Annotated in this window: 28 protein-coding genes and 1 tRNA gene; 1 reads left to right on the forward strand and 28 read right to left on the reverse strand. The window is 66.0% G+C overall.

The window, feature by feature from the left end; genetic code table 11:
* Positions 1–16: 16 nt before the first annotated feature.
* From ACK41X_RS08820 to ACK41X_RS08900, 17 genes are read right to left on the reverse strand one after another with little or no spacing between them, the layout of a single operon-like run.
* The gene (locus ACK41X_RS08820) at positions 17–3,940 is read right to left on the reverse strand and encodes a glycoside hydrolase/phage tail family protein (RefSeq protein ID WP_409721493.1); all 3,924 of its coding nucleotides are present in this window, start codon (positions 3,938–3,940) and stop codon (positions 17–19) included.
* A 3-nt stretch (positions 3,941–3,943) separates the two neighbouring features.
* Positions 3,944–4,402, reverse strand: a complete 459-nt coding sequence (locus ACK41X_RS08825; protein ID WP_409721495.1) for an NlpC/P60 family protein — start codon at positions 4,400–4,402, stop codon at positions 3,944–3,946.
* The gene (locus ACK41X_RS08830; protein ID WP_409721498.1) at positions 4,374–5,270 is read right to left on the reverse strand and encodes a DUF2163 domain-containing protein; all 897 of its coding nucleotides are present in this window, start codon (positions 5,268–5,270) and stop codon (positions 4,374–4,376) included. Before ACK41X_RS08830 ends, ACK41X_RS08825 begins: the two co-directional genes overlap by 29 nt.
* Entirely contained in the window at positions 5,267–5,857 is a 591-nt protein-coding gene (locus ACK41X_RS08835) for a DUF2460 domain-containing protein (protein ID WP_409721501.1), read from the reverse strand. Before ACK41X_RS08835 ends, ACK41X_RS08830 begins: the two co-directional genes overlap by 4 nt.
* Positions 5,858–5,860: 3 nt before the next feature.
* Positions 5,861–8,527 (reverse strand): phage tail tape measure protein, encoded by a 2,667-nt coding sequence (locus ACK41X_RS08840; RefSeq protein WP_409721504.1) that lies wholly within the window; start codon positions 8,525–8,527, stop codon positions 5,861–5,863.
* Between the two features lie 35 nt (positions 8,528–8,562).
* The gene (locus ACK41X_RS08845; protein ID WP_409721506.1) at positions 8,563–8,943 is read right to left on the reverse strand and encodes a hypothetical protein; all 381 of its coding nucleotides are present in this window, start codon (positions 8,941–8,943) and stop codon (positions 8,563–8,565) included.
* Positions 8,865–9,218, reverse strand: a complete 354-nt coding sequence (locus tag ACK41X_RS08850; RefSeq protein ID WP_409721509.1) for a hypothetical protein — start codon at positions 9,216–9,218, stop codon at positions 8,865–8,867. Before ACK41X_RS08850 ends, ACK41X_RS08845 begins: the two co-directional genes overlap by 79 nt.
* Before the next feature lie 8 nt (positions 9,219–9,226).
* Positions 9,227–10,165, reverse strand: coding sequence for a phage tail tube protein (locus ACK41X_RS08855; protein WP_409721512.1), 939 nt, complete (start codon positions 10,163–10,165; stop codon positions 9,227–9,229).
* A gap of 25 nt (positions 10,166–10,190) precedes the next feature.
* Positions 10,191–10,625: a hypothetical protein gene (locus ACK41X_RS08860; protein ID WP_409721514.1), complete on the reverse strand. Its 435-nt coding sequence runs from the start codon at positions 10,623–10,625 to the stop codon at positions 10,191–10,193.
* 3 nt (positions 10,626–10,628) lie between these two features.
* Positions 10,629–11,285: a DUF6441 family protein gene (locus ACK41X_RS08865; RefSeq protein ID WP_409721517.1), complete on the reverse strand. Its 657-nt coding sequence runs from the start codon at positions 11,283–11,285 to the stop codon at positions 10,629–10,631.
* A gap of 4 nt (positions 11,286–11,289) precedes the next feature.
* On the reverse strand, positions 11,290–11,616 hold the full coding sequence (locus ACK41X_RS08870) for a hypothetical protein (protein ID WP_409721520.1): 327 nt from the start codon (positions 11,614–11,616) through the stop codon (positions 11,290–11,292).
* The gene (locus tag ACK41X_RS08875; protein WP_409721523.1) at positions 11,616–12,005 is read right to left on the reverse strand and encodes a DUF2190 family protein; all 390 of its coding nucleotides are present in this window, start codon (positions 12,003–12,005) and stop codon (positions 11,616–11,618) included. Before ACK41X_RS08875 ends, ACK41X_RS08870 begins: the two co-directional genes overlap by 1 nt.
* Positions 12,006–12,064: 59 nt before the next feature.
* Positions 12,065–14,101 (reverse strand): prohead protease/major capsid protein fusion protein, encoded by a 2,037-nt coding sequence (locus ACK41X_RS08880; RefSeq protein ID WP_409721525.1) that lies wholly within the window; start codon positions 14,099–14,101, stop codon positions 12,065–12,067.
* A gap of 13 nt (positions 14,102–14,114) precedes the next feature.
* Positions 14,115–15,635, reverse strand: a complete 1,521-nt coding sequence (locus ACK41X_RS08885; RefSeq protein ID WP_409721527.1) for a phage portal protein — start codon at positions 15,633–15,635, stop codon at positions 14,115–14,117.
* Entirely contained in the window at positions 15,635–15,844 is a 210-nt protein-coding gene (locus ACK41X_RS08890; protein WP_409721530.1) for a phage head-tail joining protein, read from the reverse strand. Before ACK41X_RS08890 ends, ACK41X_RS08885 begins: the two co-directional genes overlap by 1 nt.
* A complete protein-coding gene (locus ACK41X_RS08895; protein ID WP_409721533.1) occupies positions 15,841–17,841 on the reverse strand; it encodes a phage terminase large subunit family protein in 2,001 nt (666 codons plus the stop codon). Before ACK41X_RS08895 ends, ACK41X_RS08890 begins: the two co-directional genes overlap by 4 nt.
* Positions 17,789–18,301 carry an elements of external origin gene (locus tag ACK41X_RS08900; protein ID WP_409721535.1) on the reverse strand — a complete coding sequence of 171 codons (513 nt, stop codon included), beginning with the start codon at positions 18,299–18,301 and terminating at the stop codon, positions 17,789–17,791. Before ACK41X_RS08900 ends, ACK41X_RS08895 begins: the two co-directional genes overlap by 53 nt.
* Positions 18,302–18,375: 74 nt before the next feature.
* Here ACK41X_RS08900 and ACK41X_RS08905 point away from each other — a divergent pair, with 74 nt between their 5' ends.
* The gene (locus ACK41X_RS08905) at positions 18,376–19,074 is read left to right on the forward strand and encodes a hypothetical protein (RefSeq protein WP_409721538.1); all 699 of its coding nucleotides are present in this window, start codon (positions 18,376–18,378) and stop codon (positions 19,072–19,074) included.
* On the opposite strand, the gene ACK41X_RS08910 is transcribed toward ACK41X_RS08905, so the two are convergent.
* The 11 genes from ACK41X_RS08910 to ACK41X_RS08960 all read right to left on the reverse strand — a co-directional run bounded on the left by ACK41X_RS08910 (position 19,046) and on the right by ACK41X_RS08960 (position 24,672).
* Positions 19,046–19,288 (reverse strand): NUMOD4 domain-containing protein, encoded by a 243-nt coding sequence (locus ACK41X_RS08910; RefSeq protein ID WP_409721541.1) that lies wholly within the window; start codon positions 19,286–19,288, stop codon positions 19,046–19,048. The two genes, ACK41X_RS08905 and ACK41X_RS08910, sit on opposite strands and share 29 nt — an antisense overlap.
* On the reverse strand, positions 19,200–19,892 hold the full coding sequence (locus tag ACK41X_RS08915) for a pyridoxal-phosphate dependent enzyme (RefSeq protein WP_409721543.1): 693 nt from the start codon (positions 19,890–19,892) through the stop codon (positions 19,200–19,202). The genes ACK41X_RS08910 and ACK41X_RS08915 overlap by 89 nt, the downstream gene beginning before the upstream one ends.
* Before the next feature lie 5 nt (positions 19,893–19,897).
* Positions 19,898–19,972, reverse strand: a tRNA-Met gene (locus ACK41X_RS08920).
* Positions 19,973–20,764 carry a DNA methyltransferase gene (locus ACK41X_RS08925; RefSeq protein ID WP_409721546.1) on the reverse strand — a complete coding sequence of 264 codons (792 nt, stop codon included), beginning with the start codon at positions 20,762–20,764 and terminating at the stop codon, positions 19,973–19,975.
* Positions 20,761–21,504 (reverse strand): ParB/Srx family N-terminal domain-containing protein, encoded by a 744-nt coding sequence (locus ACK41X_RS08930; protein ID WP_409721549.1) that lies wholly within the window; start codon positions 21,502–21,504, stop codon positions 20,761–20,763. The genes ACK41X_RS08925 and ACK41X_RS08930 overlap by 4 nt, the downstream gene beginning before the upstream one ends.
* Positions 21,494–22,123, reverse strand: a complete 630-nt coding sequence (locus tag ACK41X_RS08935) for a sigma factor-like helix-turn-helix DNA-binding protein (protein ID WP_409721552.1) — start codon at positions 22,121–22,123, stop codon at positions 21,494–21,496. Before ACK41X_RS08935 ends, ACK41X_RS08930 begins: the two co-directional genes overlap by 11 nt.
* Before the next feature lie 397 nt (positions 22,124–22,520).
* A complete protein-coding gene (locus ACK41X_RS08940; RefSeq protein ID WP_409721555.1) occupies positions 22,521–22,901 on the reverse strand; it encodes a DUF6362 family protein in 381 nt (126 codons plus the stop codon).
* 50 nt (positions 22,902–22,951) lie between these two features.
* On the reverse strand, positions 22,952–23,230 hold the full coding sequence (locus ACK41X_RS08945; protein WP_409721557.1) for a DUF6378 domain-containing protein: 279 nt from the start codon (positions 23,228–23,230) through the stop codon (positions 22,952–22,954).
* On the reverse strand, positions 23,227–23,709 hold the full coding sequence (locus ACK41X_RS08950; protein WP_409721560.1) for a crossover junction endodeoxyribonuclease RuvC: 483 nt from the start codon (positions 23,707–23,709) through the stop codon (positions 23,227–23,229). Before ACK41X_RS08950 ends, ACK41X_RS08945 begins: the two co-directional genes overlap by 4 nt.
* Positions 23,693–24,361 carry a hypothetical protein gene (locus tag ACK41X_RS08955; protein WP_409721562.1) on the reverse strand — a complete coding sequence of 223 codons (669 nt, stop codon included), beginning with the start codon at positions 24,359–24,361 and terminating at the stop codon, positions 23,693–23,695. The genes ACK41X_RS08950 and ACK41X_RS08955 overlap by 17 nt, the downstream gene beginning before the upstream one ends.
* Positions 24,358–24,672, reverse strand: a complete 315-nt coding sequence (locus ACK41X_RS08960) for a ribonucleotide reductase (protein ID WP_409721565.1) — start codon at positions 24,670–24,672, stop codon at positions 24,358–24,360. Before ACK41X_RS08960 ends, ACK41X_RS08955 begins: the two co-directional genes overlap by 4 nt.
* Positions 24,673–24,774 lie beyond the last annotated feature (102 nt).

Consider the following 24,774-nt stretch of genomic DNA (forward strand, 5'->3'; position numbering starts at 1 on the left):
TATGTGTTGGTGTTGTTCAGAGGGTGGCGGCCTTGGACCAACCGCGTCCTACGACGGCGGAAAGCTGATAGACGGCCACCGCGATCGAGGCCTGCGGCGATCCGAAGTCGGCGGTCTGCTGCGCGGCCGTATAGGTCGCGGCCGGCGAAGTGGTGCTGAGCGTGCGCACCACGTCGGCGCCGTCGAGGATATCGACCTCGTAGCGCTCGTTTTCCTCGTTGAGCGGCACGTCGGCGCCATCGGCCCAGACGCCGCCGAAGCGCGTGCGCCGGATCCAGGTTATCGAGAGATCGCCGGCGCCGTTACGGATGCCCGCCACATGCACCGGCGACCATGGCATCAGTCCGACGCAGCGCGCGGTGAACGTGGCTTGCTGCCACGCGACATCAAACGGATCGAGGCTGGACGGTCCCCACTTGTAGAACCGCGACACGCCGCGTTCGGCGAGCGCCGCCTGGATTTGTGCGACGGCGCCGTCAAGAAGGACGACACGTGCGCCCGCGGCAACCGGATTGCGCATCGCATGCTCGGTGCCGAGCCGGCCGCGCAGGAGCTTGGTCAGGTCATAAATGCCGGTATTGACGAGCGCTGCGTTGCAGAATTGCAGGATTTCCCAATCGCCGTCGGCGTTCCTGATCGCGAGCCCGTTGGCGCGTCCCGAAAGGATCGTCGCCTCGTCGAGGCTTGCAAGCTCACCCGAATAGAGCTTCACGCGGAGCGTGTTGACGATATCGAAGTAGGCGGTCGGCCCCGACCAGAAGTCGAAGATGGTCTCGCCGATCGCGGCGCGGATGGGCAGGACGGTATCGACCGCGTAGTCGATGCCGGTCGCACTGTCCATCAATGTCACTCCGGCAAAGGGCGTCGCCGAGGCGCCGACATAGGGCGCATAGCCCACGTCGTCGTCGCGCAGCATTGGCAAATCCATCAGCTCAAGGATAGCACGGCCATAGACCGGCGGCGGCTCGAAGACCGGCGGCTTCAAGCCCGGAAGCGGCGGCGCATAGACCGCGCCCTCGCAACGCTGCGCCTCGATCGAGCGCGACCATGCGTCGCTGATGCGGGTCAGACGGAACTCGCGCGGCCGGCCGTCGATGACGAGATTGATCACGTCGCCGGCGTCGAGATCGATCCGGTCCGGAGGCACCGCGTATTGCGCGGTCTCCCGCCCGATCCAGGCTTCGGCAAGTGCGCGATCGGCGATTGCCTGAGCCTGGGTTTCGTCCATGACGAGCGGCACGGTCACGTCCGTCTTGCGCTCGGAATAGCCGGCGATCCGGCTTGCCGAGACCGTACCGCTGTCGTAGTTCTTGCTTCCGTCGATGAAAGTGATCGAAACGATGTCCGGAAGGTCTGTTTCCTGCGCGCGGGTCAGCTTCAGGATATCGCCCTGCTCGGGAAGCACGCAGTCGCCAATATCGAATTCCGCCACGGCGGCGCGCCCGCGCGGCAGGAAGCGAATCACGCCTTCGCTTTCGACGGCATCGAAGGCGAAGGCATTCATGAGCAGCTCGATCTCGGCGCGCGGGCTCATCGGCCGGTCGCGCACATAGCCAACGACGATGCCGGTCAGCGCGGTTACGTCGTAAGCGGTGAAGCCAACGCGCCTGCAGCGCTCGGCGACGAGCGCCGCAAGATCGGCCAAGCCGACCTTCCCGTTGAGCCAGTGCCCGAGCGGCCAGAGATCGCCGTCGCCCCAGATGTCCTTTCGTGACGGCCAGGCCGGATAGGGACGCGCATCCCATGTCCAGACCGCGATCTTGCCGATCATTGGACCGTCGTAAACGGAGGACACCGGGTTATTGGCCGCCCGGTAGGTCAGCACGGCCTCGATGCCGCGGCGCTGAATCAGGTCGTCGCGCGTGCCGCGCGAGTAATGCGGAAGGAGGCTCTCCGACGATTTGGGGTCATAAAACACGTTCGGCTGGTTGGTCGCCTTGTCCACCGAAGGGAAGCCCAACTCGGTGAACCAGATCGGTTTCGATTCAGGCACCCATGCGGTCGGCGTGCCGCTCTCGATCCCGCCCGGCCGGTTGAAGTGCTGGTTGAGCCACCAATTGCGAAAATCCTTGGCGCGATAAACCCATGGCTTTCCATAGGCGCCGTCGGCGATCGGCGAGCGGCTCTGCGCGTCGCGATCCGCTTGCGAAGCATAATACCAGTCGAAATATTCGCCGCCTTCGATGTTGGAGCGCAGATAATCGAGGTCGTAGATCGAGGCGGCGCCGGCGAGCGCGTCGAGGTGGTCGTTGCCTTCGCGCCAATCGGAGAGGGGCACGTAGAGATCGACGCCGACGAAATCGATGTTGTCGTCCGCCCAGAGCGGATCGAGGTGAAAGAAGAGATCGCCCGTGCCGTCGTCCGGGTTGTGATTGGCGTATTCCGACCAATCCGCGGCATAGCCGACCTTCACGCCGGCCCCCATGATGGTCTTCACGTCGTCGGCGAGCTCCTTCAGCTTCGCCACCGCCGGGTAAGTCGTCGCACTGTCGCGGACCGTCGTCAGACTGCGGAACTCGGACCCGATCAGGAATGCGTCCACCGCTCCTGCGTCGAGCGCGTTCACTGCGGCGCAGAGCTTCGCGTAATGCAGAATGAAGCGGCGGTAGGACCATTCATCCGGTCCCGAATAGCTTGTCGAAACAGCGTTCGTACTGGCGTTCACCGAAACCGCGATGTCGGACGGTGACGCCGTGCCGAAGAACGAAGCGACCTGCCCGGTCGCGGCCGATGTCTTGTCGGCGGTTCCGATCCGCCCCGGCGCCGGATCGCAGGTGATGCGCCCGCGCCAGGGATAGGCGGGCTGGCCGGTGTCGCCGGTCCATGGATCGGGCAAGGCGTTCCCTTGCGCGATGTCCATAAACAGGAACGGATAGAAGACAACAGTAAAACCGCGCGCCTTAAGATCACGGATCGCGCGCACGACGGAATCATCCGACGGCGTGCCGCCGTAGGCTGGGCGGCCATCCACCGTGCTCATGACCAGTGCGTTTTCGCGGGTCAGCGTATGCACCTTCCAGGCATTCGGTGTCGTGGTCTTGTTCGAGACCTCGACCTTCGGCCGGATCGTGCAGTTGCCGACGCGCAGATCGTCGCCGAACCATCCGACGACGAGCAATACCGTGTTGGCATTGGGAATCGAAGCCTCAAGCGCACCAAGCGCGACGTTCCAGTCGGCTGTGTCCTGCCCCGCGAATTTGTTCTCCGGCATGGTGGCGCCGCCGCCGAGATCACGCGTGTGGACCACCGTGTCATAGACGCGCTCGCCGGCGCCGGGGATCAGCGTGATCGCCTGAACGATGTCTTCGAGCCCCGAACCGTCGGACGGCGAAACCCGGCGGAACAGTTCAAAGGATAGCTGCGGCAACCGGTTGCCGAATTGCGTGATCTCAAGATTCTCGAAGACGACGTATGCGGTGCCACGATATGCCGGCGCATTCGCCGTCCCCTCGATGCCTTCAATCAGGGGATCAGGCGGCTGGTCGGCGGTGCCGCGATAGACACGCATGGTGACGCCGCTCATGTCGAGCGGCTTGCCGTCGGCCCAGATGCGTCCGATGCGATCGATCACGCCCTCGCAGAGGCCGACGGCGAAATTGGCATAATAGGTGTAGGTCGTAGTCGTGACCGTCGGGCCGCCGCCCTTGCCGCCGCCGCCCGTCTCGGTCTTGGCGACCTCCTTGAACTTGGTCGCCCAGATAATCTGGCCGGCGAGCCGCACGCGGCCGGCGATTTCGGGAATGGCGGCGCCTTCGGTAGACGCCTGAATCTGAAGATTGTCGAGACGTGGGCCTTCCTGCTTCATCGGGCCGGGACCGAACAGGAAGGCGTCGATATAGCTACCGGCGACCGCCGCCGCGGCTGTCGCGAGTGTCGTAACCCACGCGGCGGCGCCTCCCGTCAGGACAGCCGCCCCGACGGTGAGAACGAGAGCTGCCATTGATCAATCCGTCAGATTCGGGAAGGAGAAGGCGAACCGCAAACGCCGGCGGTCAAGGCCGGACCACAACGAAACTTCGGCGACCGGGTGCGCTTCGACCGAATGCACCATCCGACCGGGCTCGGTCAGGATCGCGCAGTGCTTGGCCGGAGAACGATCCTTCATCGCGAATAGCAGCACGTCGCCTGGCTGTATCGCACCGACCGCGACCGGGATCATGTGCCGTCCGGCCGCTTCAGCGAGAGTCTCGCGCCCATGCAGTTCCGCCCAATCGCGCATGTAGGGCGGCGGCTTCTCGGGTTCGAAGCCGAAGAGCGATCGCCAGACCCCGCGCACGAGCCCGAGGCAATCGCAGCCGACGCCCTTGACCGAGGCCTGATGCGCATAGGGCGTCCCGATCCAGCTCCGCGCCTCGGCGATGATGTCGGCGCGGCTAACCACTACTGAACAACGAGCCGCCATCGTTATTGTCACCCTGCCTGGCGTAGCCAAGCGCGAAGTCGTTGCCGGGCATGTGCGGGAAGCCGCCAAAATTGACGACGTTGGCAAAACGATCACGGCAGGTCTCAAGGCGCTTGTCGCAACCGGCGGTGATGTCGAAGGTATCGCCGACCTCGATCGGGCGCGGCATGGGAAGAAACAGCGACAACCATGCGTTCGGCGCCCCCTGCGAATGCGCCTTCACTTCGACCGCAAGGCCGGCATTGTCTCCGCTCGTCCAAACGATCTTGCCGCGGCTGAAGATACCGGGGACAAAGGAGCCGATCCCGCTTGCCGTGAAGTCGAAACTGCTGATGACGCTTACGACCGTTCCAGTCCCGTGATGCGCCGGCGCGCCGAGATCGATCTGGCAACGCGAATCGCCGAGCTCCCAGGCGCAGGTTCTTTGAAAGACACGGCCTGCGCTCTGGTCGAGCTTCGCCGCAAGACCGCGGAGCTCGGCCGAGAATGCCGCTTCGCCGCGCGTCACCTGGCCGAGGAAGCCCGAGCGGAGAATGACCCGCTGGGACACGTCCTGCCAGTTGACGCGCATGATTATGACGGCTGCGTCGTCGTAGAGGCCGGCGTTGAGATCGTCCTCGGTGATCGCCGCCGAGGAAAGCGCGCCGTCCACATCGAGGTTCGAGACGGCAAGCCCGAGCTGGTCCTCGATGGCGGTTGCCGTGAACCCGGTTGCCGCCTTGTAGGTCACGCCCTCGATGACGAGATCGCGGTCGTGGTCGGTGAAGCCGAGAACCGCGCCGTCCTTGCGCGCCACGCGCCAGCAATGGCAAAGCGTCGTGACGCCGCCCAGGAGATGTGCGACAAGGCCCGCGTCGAGCGTCTTCATTCCTTGACCTCGATCAGGTTGATCTGCGGGACGATCTGCTGGTCCCAGGCGTTCGCCTGCACGGGCAGCTTGTCCGTGTCGAACCGAACCGGCACGTCGAAATCGAAGGTCGCGGTCGGCGCCGAGCCCGGTGGGCTGGCGAACGTCACCAGACCGGTCAGATGGTCGATGTCGGAAGGCGTAACCGGCGAGCCGCCGACCTTGGTCGCAACCGTGCCGGAGACCGGCTTGGTGATCGTGCGAACGTGCTCGTAGCCGCCGATATTATAGCGTTTGACGAGCTGCCAAACGGTGGACGTGACCTGAACCATCGGCACGTCGGCGGCTTGGTAGTCGTTCCAGTCCTTGAAGCGAAACGAGTAGCCGCGTCCCTTCACGACATAGAAATGGGCGATGACCGCCTGCATCTCCGCGCGGGTGCGGATGCCGGTTGAGATGTTCCATTCGCCGCGGGCGCTCGCCCACTGGATGTTGCGGCGCTCCGAGCCCGAGCCGAGCGTCACGACGTTGGTCGAGAAGCCGGGTCCGCCGGTGGCGCCGCGCGCCACCGCGTTCGGAAAGGCAATATCGAGGAAAGGCTGCGGCATGTCCTATCGTCCCCGCATCCCGATCTGCACCGCGCGCGAGAGGTCGGCCGCAAGCTGCGTGCGGCTCGCCCGAAAGGCCGCCGGGTTCGGCGTCTGGATCGTGACGTTGACGATCGGCGCCGCCTCGCCGCCGCCGCGTTCGTAGCGGCGCGCCTCCGCGCGCGAGAGCACGCGCTCGCCGCGTTGCAGGATCGCCGGGACTTCGTCAGGCTTGAGGAACACTCCGTCATGAAATCGCGGCGCACGGGCGAAGACCGCAGCTGGCGCAAGAAGGGGCGTGCCGGCAAGACCGACGACGCCACCGTCATGCAGGCGTATAGCCCTGAGTAGGTATCCGAGCAGGCCACCCGCGCCTACCAGCGTCGGCGTGTTCAAGCCTAACAGCAGGTTCTTCAACGGATTGATCAGAGCGAGCTTGAGGAGCTCGCGGTTGATATCGATGATCGCGGCGCGCGCAGCATCCGCCCACGACTTCCAATCGAATTTGCCTTGCGCAAGCAGGTCCGCAAAGCGGTTCATCACGGAATCAAAAACACCCTGCAAGCTCTGCATGAGCCCCCGCGCGCGGTCGAGCTGAGCGTTGAGCGCGGCCTGCCGCTCGGCATTGGCGAGGATCAGCAAGCCTTCGGCGCTCGCCGCCGAAATCCCCTGCCGGCGCAGGTCCTGCTCGGCGCGGAGGCGGGCGATGTACTTGTCCTTCTCCTCAACGCTTCGGCCGACGAAGGCGATCTCGGCCCGCGTCTGCTCGATCGTGAATTGCTGATCACGGGCATAGTCGCGGACGAACCGGGACGCTTCCGCGAACACGCGATTGCGCGCCTGGGCGACGGCGAGAGCCTGCTGCTCGGACGTGATCGACTGACCGATCAACTCAATGCGAGTCCGTTCGGCTTCGAGCGCCGCCTTCTGCGCCGGCGTCGTGGCGTTGATCAGCGCGATCTCGATCTCTTGCAGGCGGAGCTTGCGCGCGAACGGATCGAGGAAGCGCGCGTTCTCGCCGCGATAGCTTTCGAGCGCCTGGGTGACGCGGCGATAAGCGTTCTCCACATCCCGCAGGTTGCCGACATGCTTTGCCGCGAGCGGGTCTTCGAGCAAGCGGCCGAGAGACCCGCGAACGGCTTCGAGCTGACGGATCGTCTCGGTGCCGGGAACGATATCGCGGACCGCCTCGCCGACGCGAAGCGAGAGTTCCCGCGCCTGCGCCTCGATACGCCCAATATCGGCCTGCCGGCGCACTTCGGCGATCCTGACGCGCAATTCGTCAGCCTGCCGCTGAAGATCGTTGAGCACGCGCGACGGCGCGCCGCCGCCACGCGAAAGCGCGGCCATCCGGCGCTCGATCGCGGCAAGTCGTTCCTCGGCCGTGCCGCCGCCGGTTGCGCGATCGACGGCGCGCCCCAAGGCATCCGCCGCGTCGGAGGCCGCGCGCTTGACCGCGTCCCAGGCGCGGCCAAGCGCGGAAGTGGCCTGTTCTGCGTTCACAAGGCTGCCGCGCATGGCATCGAGCAGCACGCGCTGCGCGGCGGTGCGATCGTTCTGCTCGACGAGCCGGCGAAGATACTGTCGTGTGCGGTCGTCGAGAAAGCCGAGTTGATTGTTGAGCGTCTCTGCGCCACGCGCGGGATCGGCGAAAGCCTGCGTAAGCTGCTTGACCGCGTCGCCGAGGTCCGCATTGACGGTTGCGGCGTAGTTCTTGGCGACGGCGATCAGATCGCCGAACATGTCCTTGCCGATCTTGCCGGTCCGCGCGAAGTCGGCCGCCATCTCGCGCGCGGCCGAAGTCGACAGCTTCCCGGCCGCGGCGCCCGCTTCGGCAATCCGGTTGATGTCGGCGACCGTCGCGCCGGCGATGCGCCCCGCGCCGGCGAGCGCGGTCGCCACGTTGCGCTGGCTTTCGAACCAGGCGTTCCAGGCGGTCGCGGCGCCGATGGCGATCGCGGCAATCGCGCCGGTGGCCATCCGCGCCGGCGTCAGCAGCGCCCCCAGCGCCTGACCGAGCCCCTTCAGCGTGCCGGTCACGCCCGCCTGACCCATGACCTGGGCGATCTGTGAGCCCTGCTGGATCATCACCATCATGGGCTGCTGACCGGACGCAAGGCTGACGACGACGTCGTTGAGCTGATAGGTCAGGTTCGCAAGCTGCGCGGAGGAGAGCCGCGACTGACCGCCGACCGCGCCGAGCGCCTTGGCGGTCGCGTCGAACCGCGCCTGCGCGAGCGCATGCGCGGCGGCCTGTTCCTTGGCGGTGATCGCGCCGGCCTTGTAAAGCGCGTTGGCATCGGCGATCTCGGCGTTGAGCTTTTTCTGCGCCGCGCCGAGCGGATCGATCTGCGCGCGCAGCGCCTCGCTGCGACGCTGCAAGTCCTCGGCCGCCCTGGCGGCGCTCTCGAAGACCTCAGCGGAATCGCGTGCGGATTTGACCGGCGCGCCGACGCCGAGAATCTGATTGAAGCCGCGCTGCGCCTGTTCCGCGGCGGCGGCCTGCCTCGCCGCCTGCGCAAGCCGTTGCAGGCGTTGCGTCTCGCGGTCGGTCGCGGCGCCGGCCGTGTCCATCGCGGAGGCGATGCCGCGGAAGGCCGCCGTGCCGCTGAGGGCGACCTCGTCAAAGGCGCGCTTGATTTCTGCCTTGCCCTCGACATTGAGGCGGATCGAAACACTTGTCGTGGACATCGCTCGCTTAGGCTCGCGGTTGCGTCGTGCTCATGTCAGTCGGCGTCCCGCGCATAGGCGCGCACGACGATCGGTTCGATCTCGGGCAGCGCTTCGACAAGGAGCGGGTTGAGGGCGTCCATGGCGGCGGCCAGGAGCAGCACCGCGCCAAAGTCGAGCGCATAGACACGGGCATCGGTTGCCCGCACCTGGCCGGCGGCGCGCCGGATCGCCTCCCAGGCCGCAACCCCGTCAGGCGTGCGCGGGGCGTTGAGGACGTAAGGGCATTCGGCGCATGTCTTGGGGCACGCGGAGCAGTAGCCGTCGCCCCCGCCGAAATGCCATTCGGCGAGGGCGATCAGGCGTTTTTTTCGCCGGTCCGCAGCAATACCGGCGCGACATAGAGCCGGTCGATCGCGTCGAAGACCGGCCAGCATTCGAGCGCAGCATCGATCGCCTCCGGCGAAGGCGCAACCGGATTGCCGTCCCGATCGCCGATGCCTTCCCACGCGACGATGCCGAAGCGCGCGAGCGCGCGCGTGAAGGCAAAGCCGGCTTGCGTTTCCACATCGTCCCCGCCGGCGCGCAATGTGTCCGCCGCGGCGGCGCGCGCGGCAAGGATCGCCGCGACCGTCGCCGGCCGCATCTTGAGACGCACGCCGGGTTGCACATCGAGCCAGAACGGTTCCCTATCGATGGAAAGCTTGAGCATCGCCACCCTCAATAGGTTTCCACGTCATTGACGAGCGCGGCCGTCAGCGTCTTGTTCAAACTTGGGTCCTTGGCGGCCTGGAAGGCGAACGTCGCCTGCACGCCGCCCGGTCCGCTCACGGGGAGTTTCGGACGCGGCAGATAGACTTCGTGCAACGTGAAGAGAAGCGAGCGGTTGGCATCGATTTCCCAGCCGAACGACAACTCGCACGCCGTGCCGTTGACCGCCTGATCGAGCAGCGTCGTGTTTGCAAATCGCACGACGACGTTGCCGGTCGCAGCCACCATCGCGGGTTCCGCGTCCTCGATCCGCCCGTCGGAACGGATGACCTCGACCTTGTCGAGATTGTTGGAATAGTTGAGTTCCGCCGACACGACATTGCCGAGCGCGACGCCGTTGCGCTCGATTGCGCCGATCCCCTGCGAAAACCGCTCGATCGCAGCTTCCGACGGCGTCCCCGCACCGGACGATGCCGCGCGCGTCTCGCCCTGCGCGATCAGGCCCATGGTGGCGTTCAGAAGCCCCGAGCGTTGCATCTGGATGCTCATGGAATTCGCGCGCGCGCCGAAATTCATGCCGTAGCTCGGCACGTCGGGCAGTCCGATCTCGATCGCCATCGAAGGAAGGGAAAGCGCGCCCGAGACGAAGGTGTGCGTATAAGGCCCCGTTCCCGTCGTTGTCGGCGCGCCGAGCAGAAGCTTGAGCCAGTAGCCGAAATTGCGCAGATCGACGGGGACGACCACGTCGCCCTCATTGTTGGCCACGTCCTTGCTCGGCGGCAGGGGTTCGCGGCCGAGCCCGAGGAGATCGCTTTCTATCAGGTTCTGCTCCTCGCCGAGCGCGGAGGAGACGAACGGCAGCTTCTTGTAACCGCTTACCGGCGGCGTGCCGTAGGTGGTCTCGAATGCCGCCGCCATAAGGGCATTGGCCCCGCGTGCTCTCGCCATAGGATGCCTCCTGGAATGAACATGATCAGTTCAGCGGATCGGACGTGCCGTAACTCGCGACGATCGCGGCGTCCGCCCAGCGCGCGGTCTGCGCGCCGGCCGCATCGATGTCGGCGGTCGCCGGCGCTTCCGCCTCGATGAAATCGCACAGGCCGCCGAGCGTGCGGTCGGCGGCAACCGCCGCGCCGATCGCTGCAAGCATGGCGTCCAAGACTTGCTCACGCGACTGCGTTCCGCTCTCGCGCGCGGCAATCTCGACCGGAATGCGGTGCGTATAGAGATACGTCAATGGCGAGAGCAGCATCTCCGGCTCGCCCGGATCGCCGTCGCGCACGATCGCGAGTCCGCCCGGCGGAATGCGCTCGGGCTTGGCCGCGTTGCGCTCGACCTTCGCCGCCGGCAACGCGGCGTCGATCAACGCGACGACCGCGTCGAGCACCTGCTCGCGCTTGCTGGCCAACTTTCATCTCCAATTCTGAACGAGCAACGGGCCGACGCGCGCCGCCCAACGCTGCGCGATGCCGTCGATATCGAGACGCCTGCGGAGCGTCACCTGCGACACGAGAATGAAGACGACGACGGTCGATCTGCCTGCAAGCCGCGTATAGGTTGCGCCGCCCCTGCTTCGCCCGGTATTCGCCCGTGCGAGTCCACGCTTCGTGAGCCGCGCGTTGTCCGCGACGAGCAAGGAGGGGGCTCCGCGCCGATAGACGAAGCGCAGCCGCATGCCGGTGCGCCGTTCCCAACCGCCCGGCATGATGCGCTTGCGCGCGCCGGTAGACGTGAGACCCATCTTGCCCGCCGCCGGTGTCGGAATGGCGAGCCAGAAGCCGCGGTTTGAACGGATGGTTACGCCGCGGTCGAAGGCATCGACGATGTTCGGCGCCTTCGACCAAACGAACGCCGCCGCCTCGATGCTCGCGCCGTTCTCAGGGAATGTCCTACCGCGCCAGGTGTTGGCGAGCCGCTGCCCGAGCCCGGCATCCAGCACATCGGCCCGCAGGTCGCCCTTCATGCCTTCGGCCGCCCGCCGCATGGCGGCGGTCACCGAACGCGCAACATCGCCTTCGGCTGACTTCAACCCGCGCGTGAGGTCGTCCGCCTTAAGCGAGAAACGCATCGGATCAGTCCCGCGGCGCAGCCTCGCAGGACCATGCGAGGCCGAGGCTGTTCAGCACCGGCGTACCGATGATTTCGAGCACAAGCGTTCCGATCTCTACCGTATCGCCAGATGCAGGCGACGCTATTTCCGAAGCGCGCACGTCGATCAGCACCGTGGGCAGAACCGCCCGGCTGTCGCCAAAGCCGACCACCTGATCCGGCGTCTTGCGCACGACCCGCACCGCGATGCCAGGGCCGGCATCGCCCGGTCGCCACGTCGCGTCTTCCGCGACATTGGCGTCGCGGAAGATTGCGTCGATCGCCGCGGCGAAGGCGGCCTGCATCGACATTACGCCTCGTTGGCGCGCGCCGCGCCGTTGAGACGGACGCGGCCGATGGTGCTGCCGGCGCCGTTATCGACCGCCGTCACAGCCACGCCGATCAAGAGATTGCCGGTGGCGACATTGGTGCAACGCTTGTTGGTGTTGTCCCAGTAGATCAGCTGCCCGACCGTCCAGGCCTGCGAACCGATCTTGGTGAGATCGAACACGCCGGAAACCTTCAGCGCCACGTCGGCGCCGCTTACGGCATCGCCGGCGCAGACACCGAAGATTTGACCGGCTTGGGCGCCCTGGCCGGCGGAACGATCGTAGGGAGCGGGAACGACGAGGGTATCGCCGGCTTGAACGAAATTCTTCATGGCCTTCTCCATCGGAGATGAAAAAAAGCGGAGCGCCATGAACGGCACTCCGCAGTCATGCCCCAGCCTCGGGAGGAGGAGACGGAGGCGGCTTAAGCTCAAGCCGGGTTGGCGCCCGCGTTGTAGAAGAGGCCGCGGAAGTCGAGCGCCTTGGCGGCGAAATCATGCCGCACCTTGATTTCGACGCCATCGACCTCGAAGCCGGCGCGCTGGTCGATGAACGGCTCCGTCTGCCCTTCGAGATGGGCGTATTCGACCGTATCGACGAGATTCGGGTCGGCCGCGAGATACCAGGGCTGCGGACCGCCGGTCTTGAACAGCCGCGGTTCCTCGACGATGGTCAGAGACCCCGTAAAGGCGTTCACGTCGGAAGCCTTCGCCGGCGTGGTCGCGGCGATCATCTTGCGCGCCTCGATCGAACGTTGACCGGGCGGGACGAGGATGAAGCGCGGGCGGGCGTCGATATATTCCTTGTCCGCGCCGGTGCCGTCGCCCAGGTCCTTCTGCTGGGCCATCTTCTCCCAAGCCTCGGAAAGCGCGGTTTCGGCGATCACCGCCGCCGTGCCGACATTGCCGTGATCGGCATGGAAGAGCGCAATGCCGTCGGCGAGGTTCGCGTTGGCGATCAGCACATTGTAGACGATGGCCGATTCCAGATCGGCCGCGCGCTGGCCGGCGGAGCCAAGCGCCCGGTCGAAGGCGCGCAGATCGTCGTTGATGATCGCCTGTCGCGTCAGCGGCACGATCCGGCCATAGGTCGCGAGCTGATAGGACTCGCGGCCCTCCGAGATCGAGCCGTAGCTGAACTCGGCGCCTTCCATGACCGGCTTGAGCGCCGGGAAATTGCCGATCTGCGTCGGATACATCGGCTTGAAGTCGGTTGCCGTCGTGCCGCGCGCCCAAGTCTGGAAGGTGCGGGGCGTGCCCGCATAGGCCTGCCGGAGACGCTTACCGGCGACCGCCGCGAGGATCAGCGGAAAATCAGACGTGCCCTGCATGCCGGCGGCGCGCGTCGCCTGATACGCGATCTCGCCCGAAGTCATGCCGCGGGTGCGGACGCCCGCCGTTTCAAGGCAGTCGCGCGCCACGTCAATGAGACGCATGCCGCGATATTCGCGCGCGCGATCCGTCATCTGGAACGCCTGCGGCTGCGCGCGATGGAGGATCGCTTCCGCGATCGCCTCGCGGCGGGTGACGGTAGCGTCGAGACCGCCGGCCGGCATCGAAACCTGCGAATGGCCGACCCCCCGCGCGTCACGCTCCGCGAGCTTGTCGAGGATCGTCGCGCGGGCATCGGCGACCGAGACGTTGCGCTTCACAAGATCGTCGGCAACCGCGCGATCGAGCTTGAACCGATCGACGAGGCCCGTGATGGTCGTGATGCGTTCCTGTTCCTCGGCGCGCACCGCGTCGGCATTCGCCGGCGCGGCGGCCGTTTCCGCGGCGCGAGTCGCCTCGGCGGCCTTCTCTTCCGTTGCCGGTGCGTTGCCCGGCATGCCGTTCTTGTCGGACATGACATGAACCTCCTGGTTGGCGGGCTGCGCCCGGTTGACGATCTCGAAGGGAAAGAGGCGGTCGGGCGGCGCCGACCGGACCTGCGCGCCGGGATCGGCGCCGATGGTCACGAAGCTGATTTCGTAAGGGGTCCAGCGCTCGACGAACCACTTCTCGACCCCGCCAGCGGTCTCGGACTTCTCGATGCGCACCTTGTCGATCGCGTAGCCGACCGACACGTTCCGGACGATCTTGTCCGCGACGAGAGCGAACAGGCGGTCGGCGTTCTCGTCCACGCCCGGCCTCGGGAAGCGCACGGTGGCGATGCCCTGGCCGCCCTCGATCGCGGCGCGTTCGACTACCGCCACCTGCGACTGCGTGGACCACGTGTCGTGGCTGTCGAGCACGGCCGCGCCGGCGTTGAGGGGCGAAAGATCGACGGCCTTCTCCGAGACGACGAGAATTTCGTCATAGTTAAGGACACGCCCGCTCTCCCAATCGTACCGGCGCCGGCGGACCGCCGCTCCCGTGGTCCAGACGAGATCGACGGTGCGCGCCTCCGCGTCGACGGAAGAAACGGGCGCGAGCCGGGTCTGCATCGGAAGCGCCTGCCGGCGCTCCCGAAGGGCTGCTTCGGGCATGACTGCCTCCTGTTCAGTTGTTCGCGGGGCCGGGCTTCGGCGCGTTCTCGTTCGCCGGGTCCTTCTGGTAGAGGCCCTGCTGCGTCACCTTGCGCGGATCGCTGTCGAGGACGATGCCGAGCGCGTCGAGCTTGGCGTTGGTCGCGGCGATCTCGGCAAGAATGTCGTCCACATCCTCGCCCTGCCGGCCGATGACACGCGGGAGCGAGGTCGCGCCCATGCGCAGCATCATGAGATCGGCGCGCGCGTCATCGAGCGGGTTCATATACTCGAAGCGCGGCGGCGACCACGTGACCGCGATCCTCGGCGCGGGCACAAGGCCTGCGATGTAGGCCGCCTCGGTGAACCAGTCCCAGATCGGCTGGCAGAAGACCGGAATGACGATCTGCCACTGGATCGCCTCGACGATGCGCCGGAACTCCACGATCCCGGCGCGGATCGACGAATAGTTCACCTGGCTCAAGTCGCCGGTGAGAAGCTCGTAGGGGATGCGGAAGCCGGCCGCGATGATGTGCAGCTGCGCGCGCAGCCATTCACTCACCCCGGCGGTTGCCGCCGGCTGGTTGAACTTGATGTCCTTGCCGCCGCGCGCATAGGCGATCAGGCCGGGCTCGAACTGCTCGATGGTCTTGCCGTCGGCATCGACCACCGACGGCGCCACGCCCTGGTCGGCATCATCGCCGCCAGTCACGATGCCGACGAGGCAGGCCTCGGTCTTCTTGCGCACGAGCTCGGCGTTGGTCCAATCGTCGAGATCGCGGAGCGCGCGCATGACGGGCGCGCCCCACGGCACGCCGCGCTGCTGCACGCGATCGCGCTTGAAGAGATGGACGACGCCATCGGCGGGAACGCGCACCGAAGCATAGCCCCGCGACAGCGGCACCGCGATGTCGCCCGGATGATCCGGGAAGAGCCAATAGGCGACACGGCGGCCGAGCGGATCGTATTCGATCCCGCGCACGGTCCGGCTTCCGTCCGGCCGGCCGTCGATCTTCGACTCGTCGAGATGATCGGCCTCGTTCAGCTGGATTTGCAACGGCACCGGCAGGCCGTCGCTTGCCCGGCGGATGCGGCGCCGGGCGAAGATGTCGCCTGCCTCGACCATTCCTGAGACCGCGAGCGTGGTGAGCCCGTAAAAGTCGCTGCGGCCGTCCGCATCGCAAATCTTCGACCATTCCGCGAAGAGATCGTTGATCCTCTTGTCGAGCGCCTCGTCGCCGCTGGCCGCGCGCGGGCAGATGCCCGAGCCGACGATGTTGCTGACCCAGGCGCTCACGGCCTTCGCCGCGTGCGGGTTGTTGCGCACGAGGTCGCGCATGCGGTTGCGCAGAACCGCGCCGGCCGACGCGATCTCCGCGTCCGCGGACGCGCCGGTCGAGCGCCAGCCGTCGGTGCGCCGGCCGGTGGCGGCGCCGTCATAGGCGCGCTTCGCCAAGCCGGCAAAGGCCTGCCTAGCGAGCAGCCGCTTCACGCCGGCTCGCGGCGCAACCGCCGCGATCGCGCGATCGAGCAACGTCGCGACTGAAGCCTGCATCATCGATCGCCACGGCCAAAGGAGGCATAACCGGCCACCGGACGTGGGTTGCCGCCGGCCGCACTGATTGCGGACTCGATCGTCTGAATGCGTCGGAGCAGCGCCGCCTCCGAATCGTATTCGACGGTCTTGCCGTCATAGGTCACGCGCGTCGTCCCGCTCGCATAGGCCGCCTTGAGCGCGTCAAGCTCTGCCTGCGTCCAACTCATCGGAACCATCTCCCGCCTTCGCGACCGCCAAGCCAGTCTGATTTACGCTTCTCGCCGGCCTTCACCGGCTGGCGCACTTGCCCGGCCGGTTGCTCCTTCGACCGATCGGCCGCAACCTGCTGCTCAAGCGATTGCCATTTCGATTCGGTCCAGCGATCGATGCCGAGCAACCATGCGGCGGCGCGGGCGTAGACCCGGCAATCCAGCGCCTCGTTGCGCTCGCGCATCTGCCGCCATTCGAGTTTCGAGAACCCGCGGCGATCGCGGACCGTGACCAGCTGTTCGGCCGTGAGCTGCTTCACCCACTCTGCGGAGATCCCGACCGGCAGGTGGATGAAGCCGTCGGGGAAGGCGACGCCCTCCGCCGTCTCCTCGGCAGTCGGCCGTTCGAGCCTCAGAAGGCGATAGGTCTCGGATTTGAAGACCGCGACCGAAACCTTCCAGAGCCGGACGCCGCGGCGAACCTTGCGCCCGTCCTCGGTCGCATCGACGTAGGTCGGCCCGTCAACCGGTGACGAGCGATCGAATCCGTCAACGCCCTTGATCGCGGCTGCGACGCCGGCTCCGAATTTTCGGACCCAGGCATAGACCTGCGATGTCGAGCGGCCGTCGCCGGAATCGATGGCGAGGCGCGCGATCCGCATCGGCGCCCCGTCCTCGTGCCGCCATTCCATGCCGATCAGTCTGGTCAGATCGTCCCAGACGGCGGCCTGCGACGTGTCGCCTTCGAGGACGACGTGATCGACAAGCCAGCTTTCGAGGCCGCGGCCCCATGCCCAGACATCGACCTCGATGCGGTCGTGCTGAACGTCGGCGCCGGCCGTGAGTACCAGCGCTCCCCAAGGAACGACGCGCAGCGCGTGCTCCTTTTCGCGCTCATAGAGCCGCTTCCAATCGGGCGCCTCGCCGCGCTCCTGCCAGGTCTCGCCGAGCAGCGTGTTCTTCGCCGTCTTCATGGCGGCATCGTTCCCCTGCGCTGCTTCCCATTCGCGGGCGATCTGCGCCCACGACAGCCATCCGACCGGCGAATAGAGCGCCGAAAGATGAAATCCGACCACATGCGGGTCCGCGCACTCGGCCGTCGCGCGCCACTCGCCGCGCGCGAGCATCGCGGTCTTGTGGTGCTCGGCGATGCCGCGCTCGCATCCTTCGCAGACATACTCGGCGGTATCGGGCCGCCCCTTCTCCCAGCGCAGCCGCTCGAAGCGCAGCCATTGCATATGGCCGCAGTGCGGACACGGCACGAAGTAGCGGCGCTGGTCGGTCGCCTCGAACTCGCGTTCGATGCGCGACAATCCCTTGATCGTCGGCGTCGAGACGATGAAGACCTTGCGGCGATGCCCGAACGTCCTCGTCCTCGCCTCGGCAAGCGCGATCGGATCGCCTTCGCCGTCCACGTCGCCGGGATAAGCGTCCACTTCGTCGAGGAAGAGCCACCGCGCCGGCATCGATCGAAGACCGACGGCGCTGTTGGCGCCGGCCAGGATCAACTGCCCGCCGGCGAACCGTTTCGCGAGCACGGTATTGCCGGAATCGCGGCTCCGCGCCGGCAACACGATCCCGCGCAGTTCCGGGCTTTCCTCGATCAGCGGCTCGATGCGCTGCTGCGACAGGCGTTTCGCCAGATCGGTCGTCGGCTGCACCGCCAGGATCGGGCCGGGCGCCTGGTGGATGCAGTAGCCGATCCAGTTGTTGCCGGCTTCGGTCGCACCAACCTGCGCCGCCTTCATGAACACGACGCGCCGCGCCGGATGCGACGGCGAGAGCGCGTCCATGATCGCGCGCATGTAGGGCGTGCGATCGGTCCGGTATCGTCCCGCTTCCGAGGAGGCGCGCGGCGAAAGGATGCGATAGCGGTCCGCCCATTCGGAAACCGTCAGCGCCGGATCGGGGGCGAGACCTCGCGCCCAGGCGCGAATGATGTCGGCCTCGCCGTCATAGGCCTCACCGGAGTTCGACCCGGACGTCCGAGAGCTCGGCGAGATGCCGTCGGACATGCTGTTCGAGAACCGTTTCCATCTGATGCGAATCGACACCGAGCTCCGATGCCATCAATGCGGCTACGCGCGCCGGCCATTGCACCCATGCGTCGCGCTCGCGCCGCGCCAGGGAGAAGACCGTGGCGACCGCGCGCGCCCGATCGACCAGCTTGCCCTTGAGCACATCGAGTCTGACGCGGCGCTCCTCCGCCTTGAGGGCCTCGCCAACCGTTCGCACGCGCGCGTAATTGTTGCCCGCCGGATCGGTCGCATCGCCGGCGCCGGTGCCGTTTGCGCGATCAGCGGCCGCTGATCGCGGAAAAGCCGGGTCGCTGTTGGCGGCCCAGGCCGCGTCCGCCTTGACAGGATCGATCGTGCCGTCCGGTTCGAGCGTAATCCGGCCGGAGACAATCGCCTTGCGCACGGCCATCTCCGACACCCCGCGCTGACGCGCGTAAGCCCTGCGGGACAGCCCCATGATTTCCTGACGCTCCCTGTTGCTCTCCTTCGCAAGTCGAGCCTGAGTGACCCCTGTCAAACGGAGGGCAATTCATGCCGAGAGTTCATCCGCCAACCGAACGCGACGCCGCGATCATCGCGAATGCGGTCAGGTTCGACATCGCGCTCTTCATCGGCCGGGGCAAATACGCGCACGCTTCCGCGCGAACCTTGGCCGAAGCTCGGACCGAAGCTGCGCCCGCCCTCGAAGCCGAACACCCCTACGGCCGCCGCGCCCTGATCTACGCCATCGACGCCGAGGGCCGCTCGGCGCTCGTCACCGGCGACATTCCAACCGAAAGCCAGGAGAGCTCGATGAAAGCCTATGCGAAGAAGTTCAACGCTCAGCGGGCAGCACGCGCGGCCGGCTTGAAGGACAATGAATTCGAGATCGTCAAGGCAAAGGGCGGCTTTACATGGCGCGACCTGCGCAACACGCAGCTTACACCCGATCCGTCGCGCGAGCCGCGAGCGAAAGGCGGACCTCACCCCACTGCACCAAAACGGCCACCCGGTCAGCGCGCGCAGATCGAGGCGGACGCCCGCGCCGGCAAGCTGCCCGAGCCGCCGGACTTCAGCGCCGAGACGCACAAGCGGTTTCGCAACAAGCTTGCGACCGTGGTTGCGCTCGCCAACGCCGGCGATCTCGAAGGCCTGCGCGCCTTCCAGATCAATCCGGTCAGCTCAAGCCCGAAGGCGATCAAACGCTATCGCGATCTCTGCATCATCGCGTTGGAGGCGCGCAGGAACTAAGCGGCGAGCGTGTCTTTGGACTAAGAACGCGGTCTCGGCGGCACCGCGGCGTTCCGGCCTTTCGACGAATACGACCCAGAGACGAGGCTTGATAGTGCGGGGCGCCCGGTATGTCGCGCCATTCCTCAAGGCGCTGCAGGACCGGCGACATTCCACATGAGGACGTTTCCGCGCCCTCTTTTGGCAACGCAGAATTCCCAGGCTTTTGCATCATAGTGGGGGTCGCTCGGGAACGGCGGCTTGCTCTTCGCTTCACGGCCGAACGGCGCGGGATAGACGTGGATCGCCGCGCCGGTGACCTCCGCCGGCGAAAGCTCGCGGCCGACCTGAACGACATGCCGCCACGCTGTCGGCCACGCACGTGCAAGGCCGCGCGCAAGAACTCCCGAACCTGCCGCACACCAGACTTCATCCGGCTCGATGGCAAGCGAGCGGGCCGCCGCGGCAATGGCCTCGATGACCTCCGGCGTATCGACGCCGAACGGGACGAGCCGCGCGCCTGTCCGCGCGCAATAGTCGCGAGCGCGGGCTTGAACGACGGACATATAGCCTGGGCGAATGCGAACGATCTTTGCGCCAAGCCGCGCCGCTTCAATTGTTCGCGGATGCAATACCTTGCGATCCGCCACGAAGATCGTCGCCCGCTTGCCGAGTTGCCGCGCGACCGTTGCCAGCGCCGTCTGCGCGCCGCCTTCCGCGGGGCTCGCATAGACGGCTTCGTCGGCATCGACAAAGAATGCGCCGATGAACCGTGCCTTTGTTCCGCCCGGATAGAGATCGTCCCGGACGACAAGCACGCCGTCGTGCTCAGCCAGCACCGGGATGGTTGCAGGGGCCGGAATCGAACCGGCTACCTCGCGGGTATGGGCCGCGCGCGCTGCCAATGCGCTACCCTGCCTCAAGCGTCGTCTCCTTGCGTGATTTCGCCAAACTCGACCACGCCGCACGCTTCGGTTGCTTTGCGGGGATCGCCCTTGACGAAGACCATGACGTTCTGGTGCGTGCGCCCGAGCTTGCGCGATATCTCGAACTGCCGTCCGACGCGCACCGGCAACGAGCCGACCGCAGTGACGAGGATGGCGTCGTTGTAGAACCGCGCGCCTGCCGCCTCGAAAGCCTCAACCGTGCGGCCGGGCAGGTTCACATAGCAGCCGTCTTCGTCGCGCACGTCGCCGATCACCCAAACCACGAAGCGGTCGTCACGCAGTCGCGCGAGCGCGTCGCGAATGATCGCTCCGTAGGCCGTGAAGAATTCCTCGCGTTCCATATTCGACAAGTCGGCCGGATCGTCCGAATACCGCTCGAGATTCCAATAGGGCGGACACGAGAAAATAAGATCGGCCTCGACATCGAACGCATGGCGCGCAATCTCGCGCGCGTCGCCTACGCGCCACTGTGGCTTCGGCCCGTCGGCGAGGTAAAGCTGCGCCATGTTCGCCGCGACCTGCTCCTCGCGAAGCTCGATGCCAACATAGCGCCGCCCAAGCCGCGAAGCGACGATGCCGCGCACCGATCCGCCCGCGAAGGGATCGAGCACGGTGCCGCCCGGCGGGCAGAACCAGCGATAGGCGATCTCGCAAACGACGGGATCAAAGATTGAGGTACCCGAGCCGACTTCAAGGATCGCCTGCGAGACCGGATCGAGATCGTCCGCCTCGCGGTCGCCTTTGACGAAGGTCAGATTGTTCATGCCAATTGCCGGCCGCGGCCGTCGCCTCGCGCCTTGGATTTCGAGTAGTTCGCCGCGGGCAGCGGCGATCCGCCGGGAGATGCGGCTTTCGCGATACGCGCCCGATCGAGCGGACGCGGGCTTCCGCCGGGCGCGGCGCCGCGGCCAAGCTCCGAGCGGATGCCCAGATCGATCCAGGCGCGCTTGCGCTCCTGCCACCAGCCCTTGCGCGCGTCGAGCACGGAGAACGGCGGAATCCCAAAGCGCTCGGCCAGCGTCGCGGACGGTTCTGGTGCCGGCGATGCGGCGGAATGAGAACCGACATCGTCTGCGACTTCGCTTCCGAGCGAAGCGGCAGCGCCGATCGAATCGAGGATACGGCCGAGATCGGTGTCGCTGAAGCCCAGCACGCCGAGATCGAAGTCGCTCTCGCGCAGCGCCGCGAGCTCGGCGCGCAGCATCGCCTCGTCCCAGCCCGCGTTCTCTGCAATGCGGTTGTCGGCGATTACCAAAGCGCGCCGCTGCGCATCGGAAAGATGATCGAGGACGATGACCGGAACCTCGCTCAGCCCCAGGAGCTTCGCGGCGAGCAGCCGCCCGTGGCCGGCGATGACCACGTCATCGGTCCCGATCAGGATCGGATTCGTGAACCCGAACTCGGCGATCGACGCGGCGATCTGCGCGACCTGATCCTCCGAATGCGTCCGCGCGTTGCGAACGTAGGGGATCAGGCAATCAATCGGGCGGGTTTCAACGTTCATTGAATACAGAGCGATACGACTGCAATAACCTCACCCGATCATGGCGACGCAGCCGCCTTACCGCCCGATCAACAATCATCATTGCGCGCGAGCCTGAACAGCCCCCAAGTGCACGACCAATCTCAGCATAATCGTGCGTGCGGCAATAAGGATCGAATCCAAAACGCATCTGCACTGCTTGTCTATCCCGCTCCCCGAGCGTTGCCAGCATGGATGTAACAACACCCCTCAATTCGTTCTGCAAAAGCAATCGTTCGGGATCGCCGGAATCCGGCACCAACACAGCTTCGGAAGCCACTTCGCCTAAAACAAACACGTTCCGTTCCAACGCGCGCGACCGTTGAAACCAACTGAAAAGTTCTTCCGGTTCCTTATGCAGGGCCGCGGCGATGGCAAATGCCGCTTCGTGCCAATCCCCTCGTTGATTTAACGCCGGCCTGCGCATCCCGATTATATCGATGACTGTAGCGTATGAAATTCCGGAGCGTTCGGATAACTCTCTCGCCGTCTTAATTCCGACTTCCTTCATCGCGCGCAAAATCAGATTATTCTTGAACCTGATCTCAACGCGAACGTCGCGCGTCGGCGCAATTTCGGTCAGAACCTCGATCGTCTGCACGCACGTCCCCCTTCAAGAAAAAAGACCGCCCCATGCAGGGGCGATCTCCATCGCCGCATCGGTGCGCCGTCCGGCTGCGCTGGGGTTCACCCCGCCGCACCCGCGGGTAACGCCTCTATCGGGCAACCGGCATGTACGCGGCGGCGAACCGCTCGCGAGGCCAGGCGTCCTTGGCTTGGCCCTCCCCGTCGCAGGGATCGGACGCGAGCGGTTCGCCTCCGGATGCGAACCGCGAACCATTTTTTTCGTTCTAGCGCTGAATTTAGATCGGGCCTTCGCCCCCCGCATACGCCCGGCGGCGAAAAGAACCTATGGCCGCCCCCCTCGATGCGCACTGCGCCCGATCTTGCCAACAAATTCTGCGTTCTTTGTTTCAAACGTCAACAACAAAAATGTTTCATCGAATTGCGAGTCGTTTCAATTGCTTATCTCGATTTTGGCGCGCATCGCCGCGCTTGGCGGGTAACGAAAGCCGATTTGAAATCGTAACAAGAGCGAAGACCCATCGCCGCCACGCCGCGGCGCGGGACAGGCCGACCCGCCAGCAGATCGGCTTCCAGCGCACGCCTTCGGCCCGAAGCCATACGATCCGCGCGTCGTCCGGTTCGAGCCATGCAAGCCACGTGAAGGTCTCTTCCATGCGGGTGATGGCCTGCGGAGGCGGGGCAATCCGCGGCAAGCGCGCCGGATCGTAGCCATAGGCCTCGACGGCCGATCGGATGACTGGCGGCCAAGTGCTGAAGTAGCCGGGCACGCGCGTGTCGGGCAGGCGGCGCAACGTTGCGGCAGCTTCTTCGAAGCGTTCCTCGATGTCCTTGGGCGTGTATCTCATTTCGGGCGCGCCTCGCTGACCAGTTGGGAGAGGATGGCCGCGTACCCCGCGACATCCTTGATGCTGTCGGCATGCGACCAGTTGTGGCTGAGCCGTGCGAGCTTCACGCCCACCATGCACAAGGCGACCTGCTCGGGCTCGACCTCGAAGCTCAGGATCACCGTCCATATCTTTGCGATCTCGGCGAACAGCTGGGCCGGCGCGCCATATTGGTCCTCTCGGGCGGTGAGGACGCCTGCGATCTCGTCGAAGAATTCTGCCCGGTCCATGCTCATGCTCCGATCCCGTTGGAGATCGCCCAATCAAGGAGCGCAAGCGCATCAGCCTCGTTGTCGTCCTTCGGCGCATGCCCTCGCGCTCGCACGGCCTTGATCACGTCGTCCTTCGACGCGTTTCCCTTGCCCGTGACGTGACGCTTGATGGTCGCGACGGGCACGCCGAGATAGGGCGCGGCATGCCGTTCGCACCAAGCGGTGAGATGGGCGAGGAAGCCGCCATAGACTTGTGCCGCAAGCGTGCCGGCATGCGCGCGGACCTCCTCGAACACGACCACGCCGAACGGGCCCGATGCTTCGGACGCATCGGCCAGGAAGCGTTCGAAGCGAAGGAACGCCATGCCGGCGCCTTCGAAGCGGCCCGGGCGGAATTCCTGCGTGCCGCTCGCGATCGCGCCGGTTGCGCCGCGCAGCGCCCAACCGGTGCGCGATCCGAGATCGAGCGCGAGAATGGCCGGAAAATCAGAAGGGGATGTCATCGCCTTTCTCCCAGTCGATGTCCCGCGCGAGATCGGCCGACGACGAACCGGCGATTTCGAATCCAGAAGGCCACAGATTCGTTTTTTGCCTTCGTCGGCCATTACCCCTGCGGGCGGTGGCGGAAAATGAATCCTTGGCCGGTTTCTGGCCGATTGTGCCTATGTTCAATCGCGGAGATCGGACGGCCGTGACCTCCGCGCCGGGAAACGCGCGCTTGACCGCGCGCACCTGATCGCCGAACGCTTCGACCGCGCGCGCAACTTCTTCGAGCGTCCAAACCGCGCCCTTCCGTTCACGGGCGATCGCCGAAGCTTCCTCGTGCGTGCGGACGATCGCAATCACTTCGCCAGTCGAAGGCAAGACGCATTCCCAGATTTCAGGCGCGAGCGGATTTGCGCCCGCGGCGCTCGCGGCCTTGTCGAGCGCCGACCACGCGCGCGCCATTGCCTCGGCCTGAATTTTGATCGCATCGGCGCGGCCGGAGGCGAGCGCCTCGTTGAGCCGATCCTGTTGAGCGCGGAAGCGTATAGCGAGATCGGGCGCGACGAGTCTCGGAAGGCGGTTGATCCCCCACTTGCGCTCCATCGCGAGCGCGATTTCGTCGAGGAAGTCGATTGCGGCCTGCGCAAGAACATCGGCGTGCGCAGTCATGTCCTGGACTCCTGGGCGAGGAGATCGGCGAGCGCGCCGATGATCGACGCAGGCGAACTGCCGTCGCCGAGTCGGCCCATGCTCGCGGCGAGCGCGGAGGGATCGGCGCCAAGCTGGAGCAGCAGCGAGATCGCGACGCAGGCGTCGTCGAGGAGGAAATCGATTTCGGAGCCGGCCTTGGCGCCGTGCGTAAAAACTTCGCCGGCGCGGCCGTCTGGATGGAAACCGATCGTGACCGCGTAGGAGCGGCCGGCGTGCTCGACCGCGGCGGTAAGGTTCGGCCGACGGTCGGGGAGGCGCGCGCGGTTCATGGCGCGACCCTCAGCAAGCGCGTGCGTGCGCGGCCCTCACGCGCGCGCGCACGCGCGTAGGGGGTATGGGGGATTATTTCCCCGCACATTTCCGCACATTTC

It is taken from the genome of Pseudorhodoplanes sp. (assembly GCF_046289595.1).
Classification (GTDB): Bacteria; Pseudomonadota; Alphaproteobacteria; order Rhizobiales; family Xanthobacteraceae; genus Pseudorhodoplanes.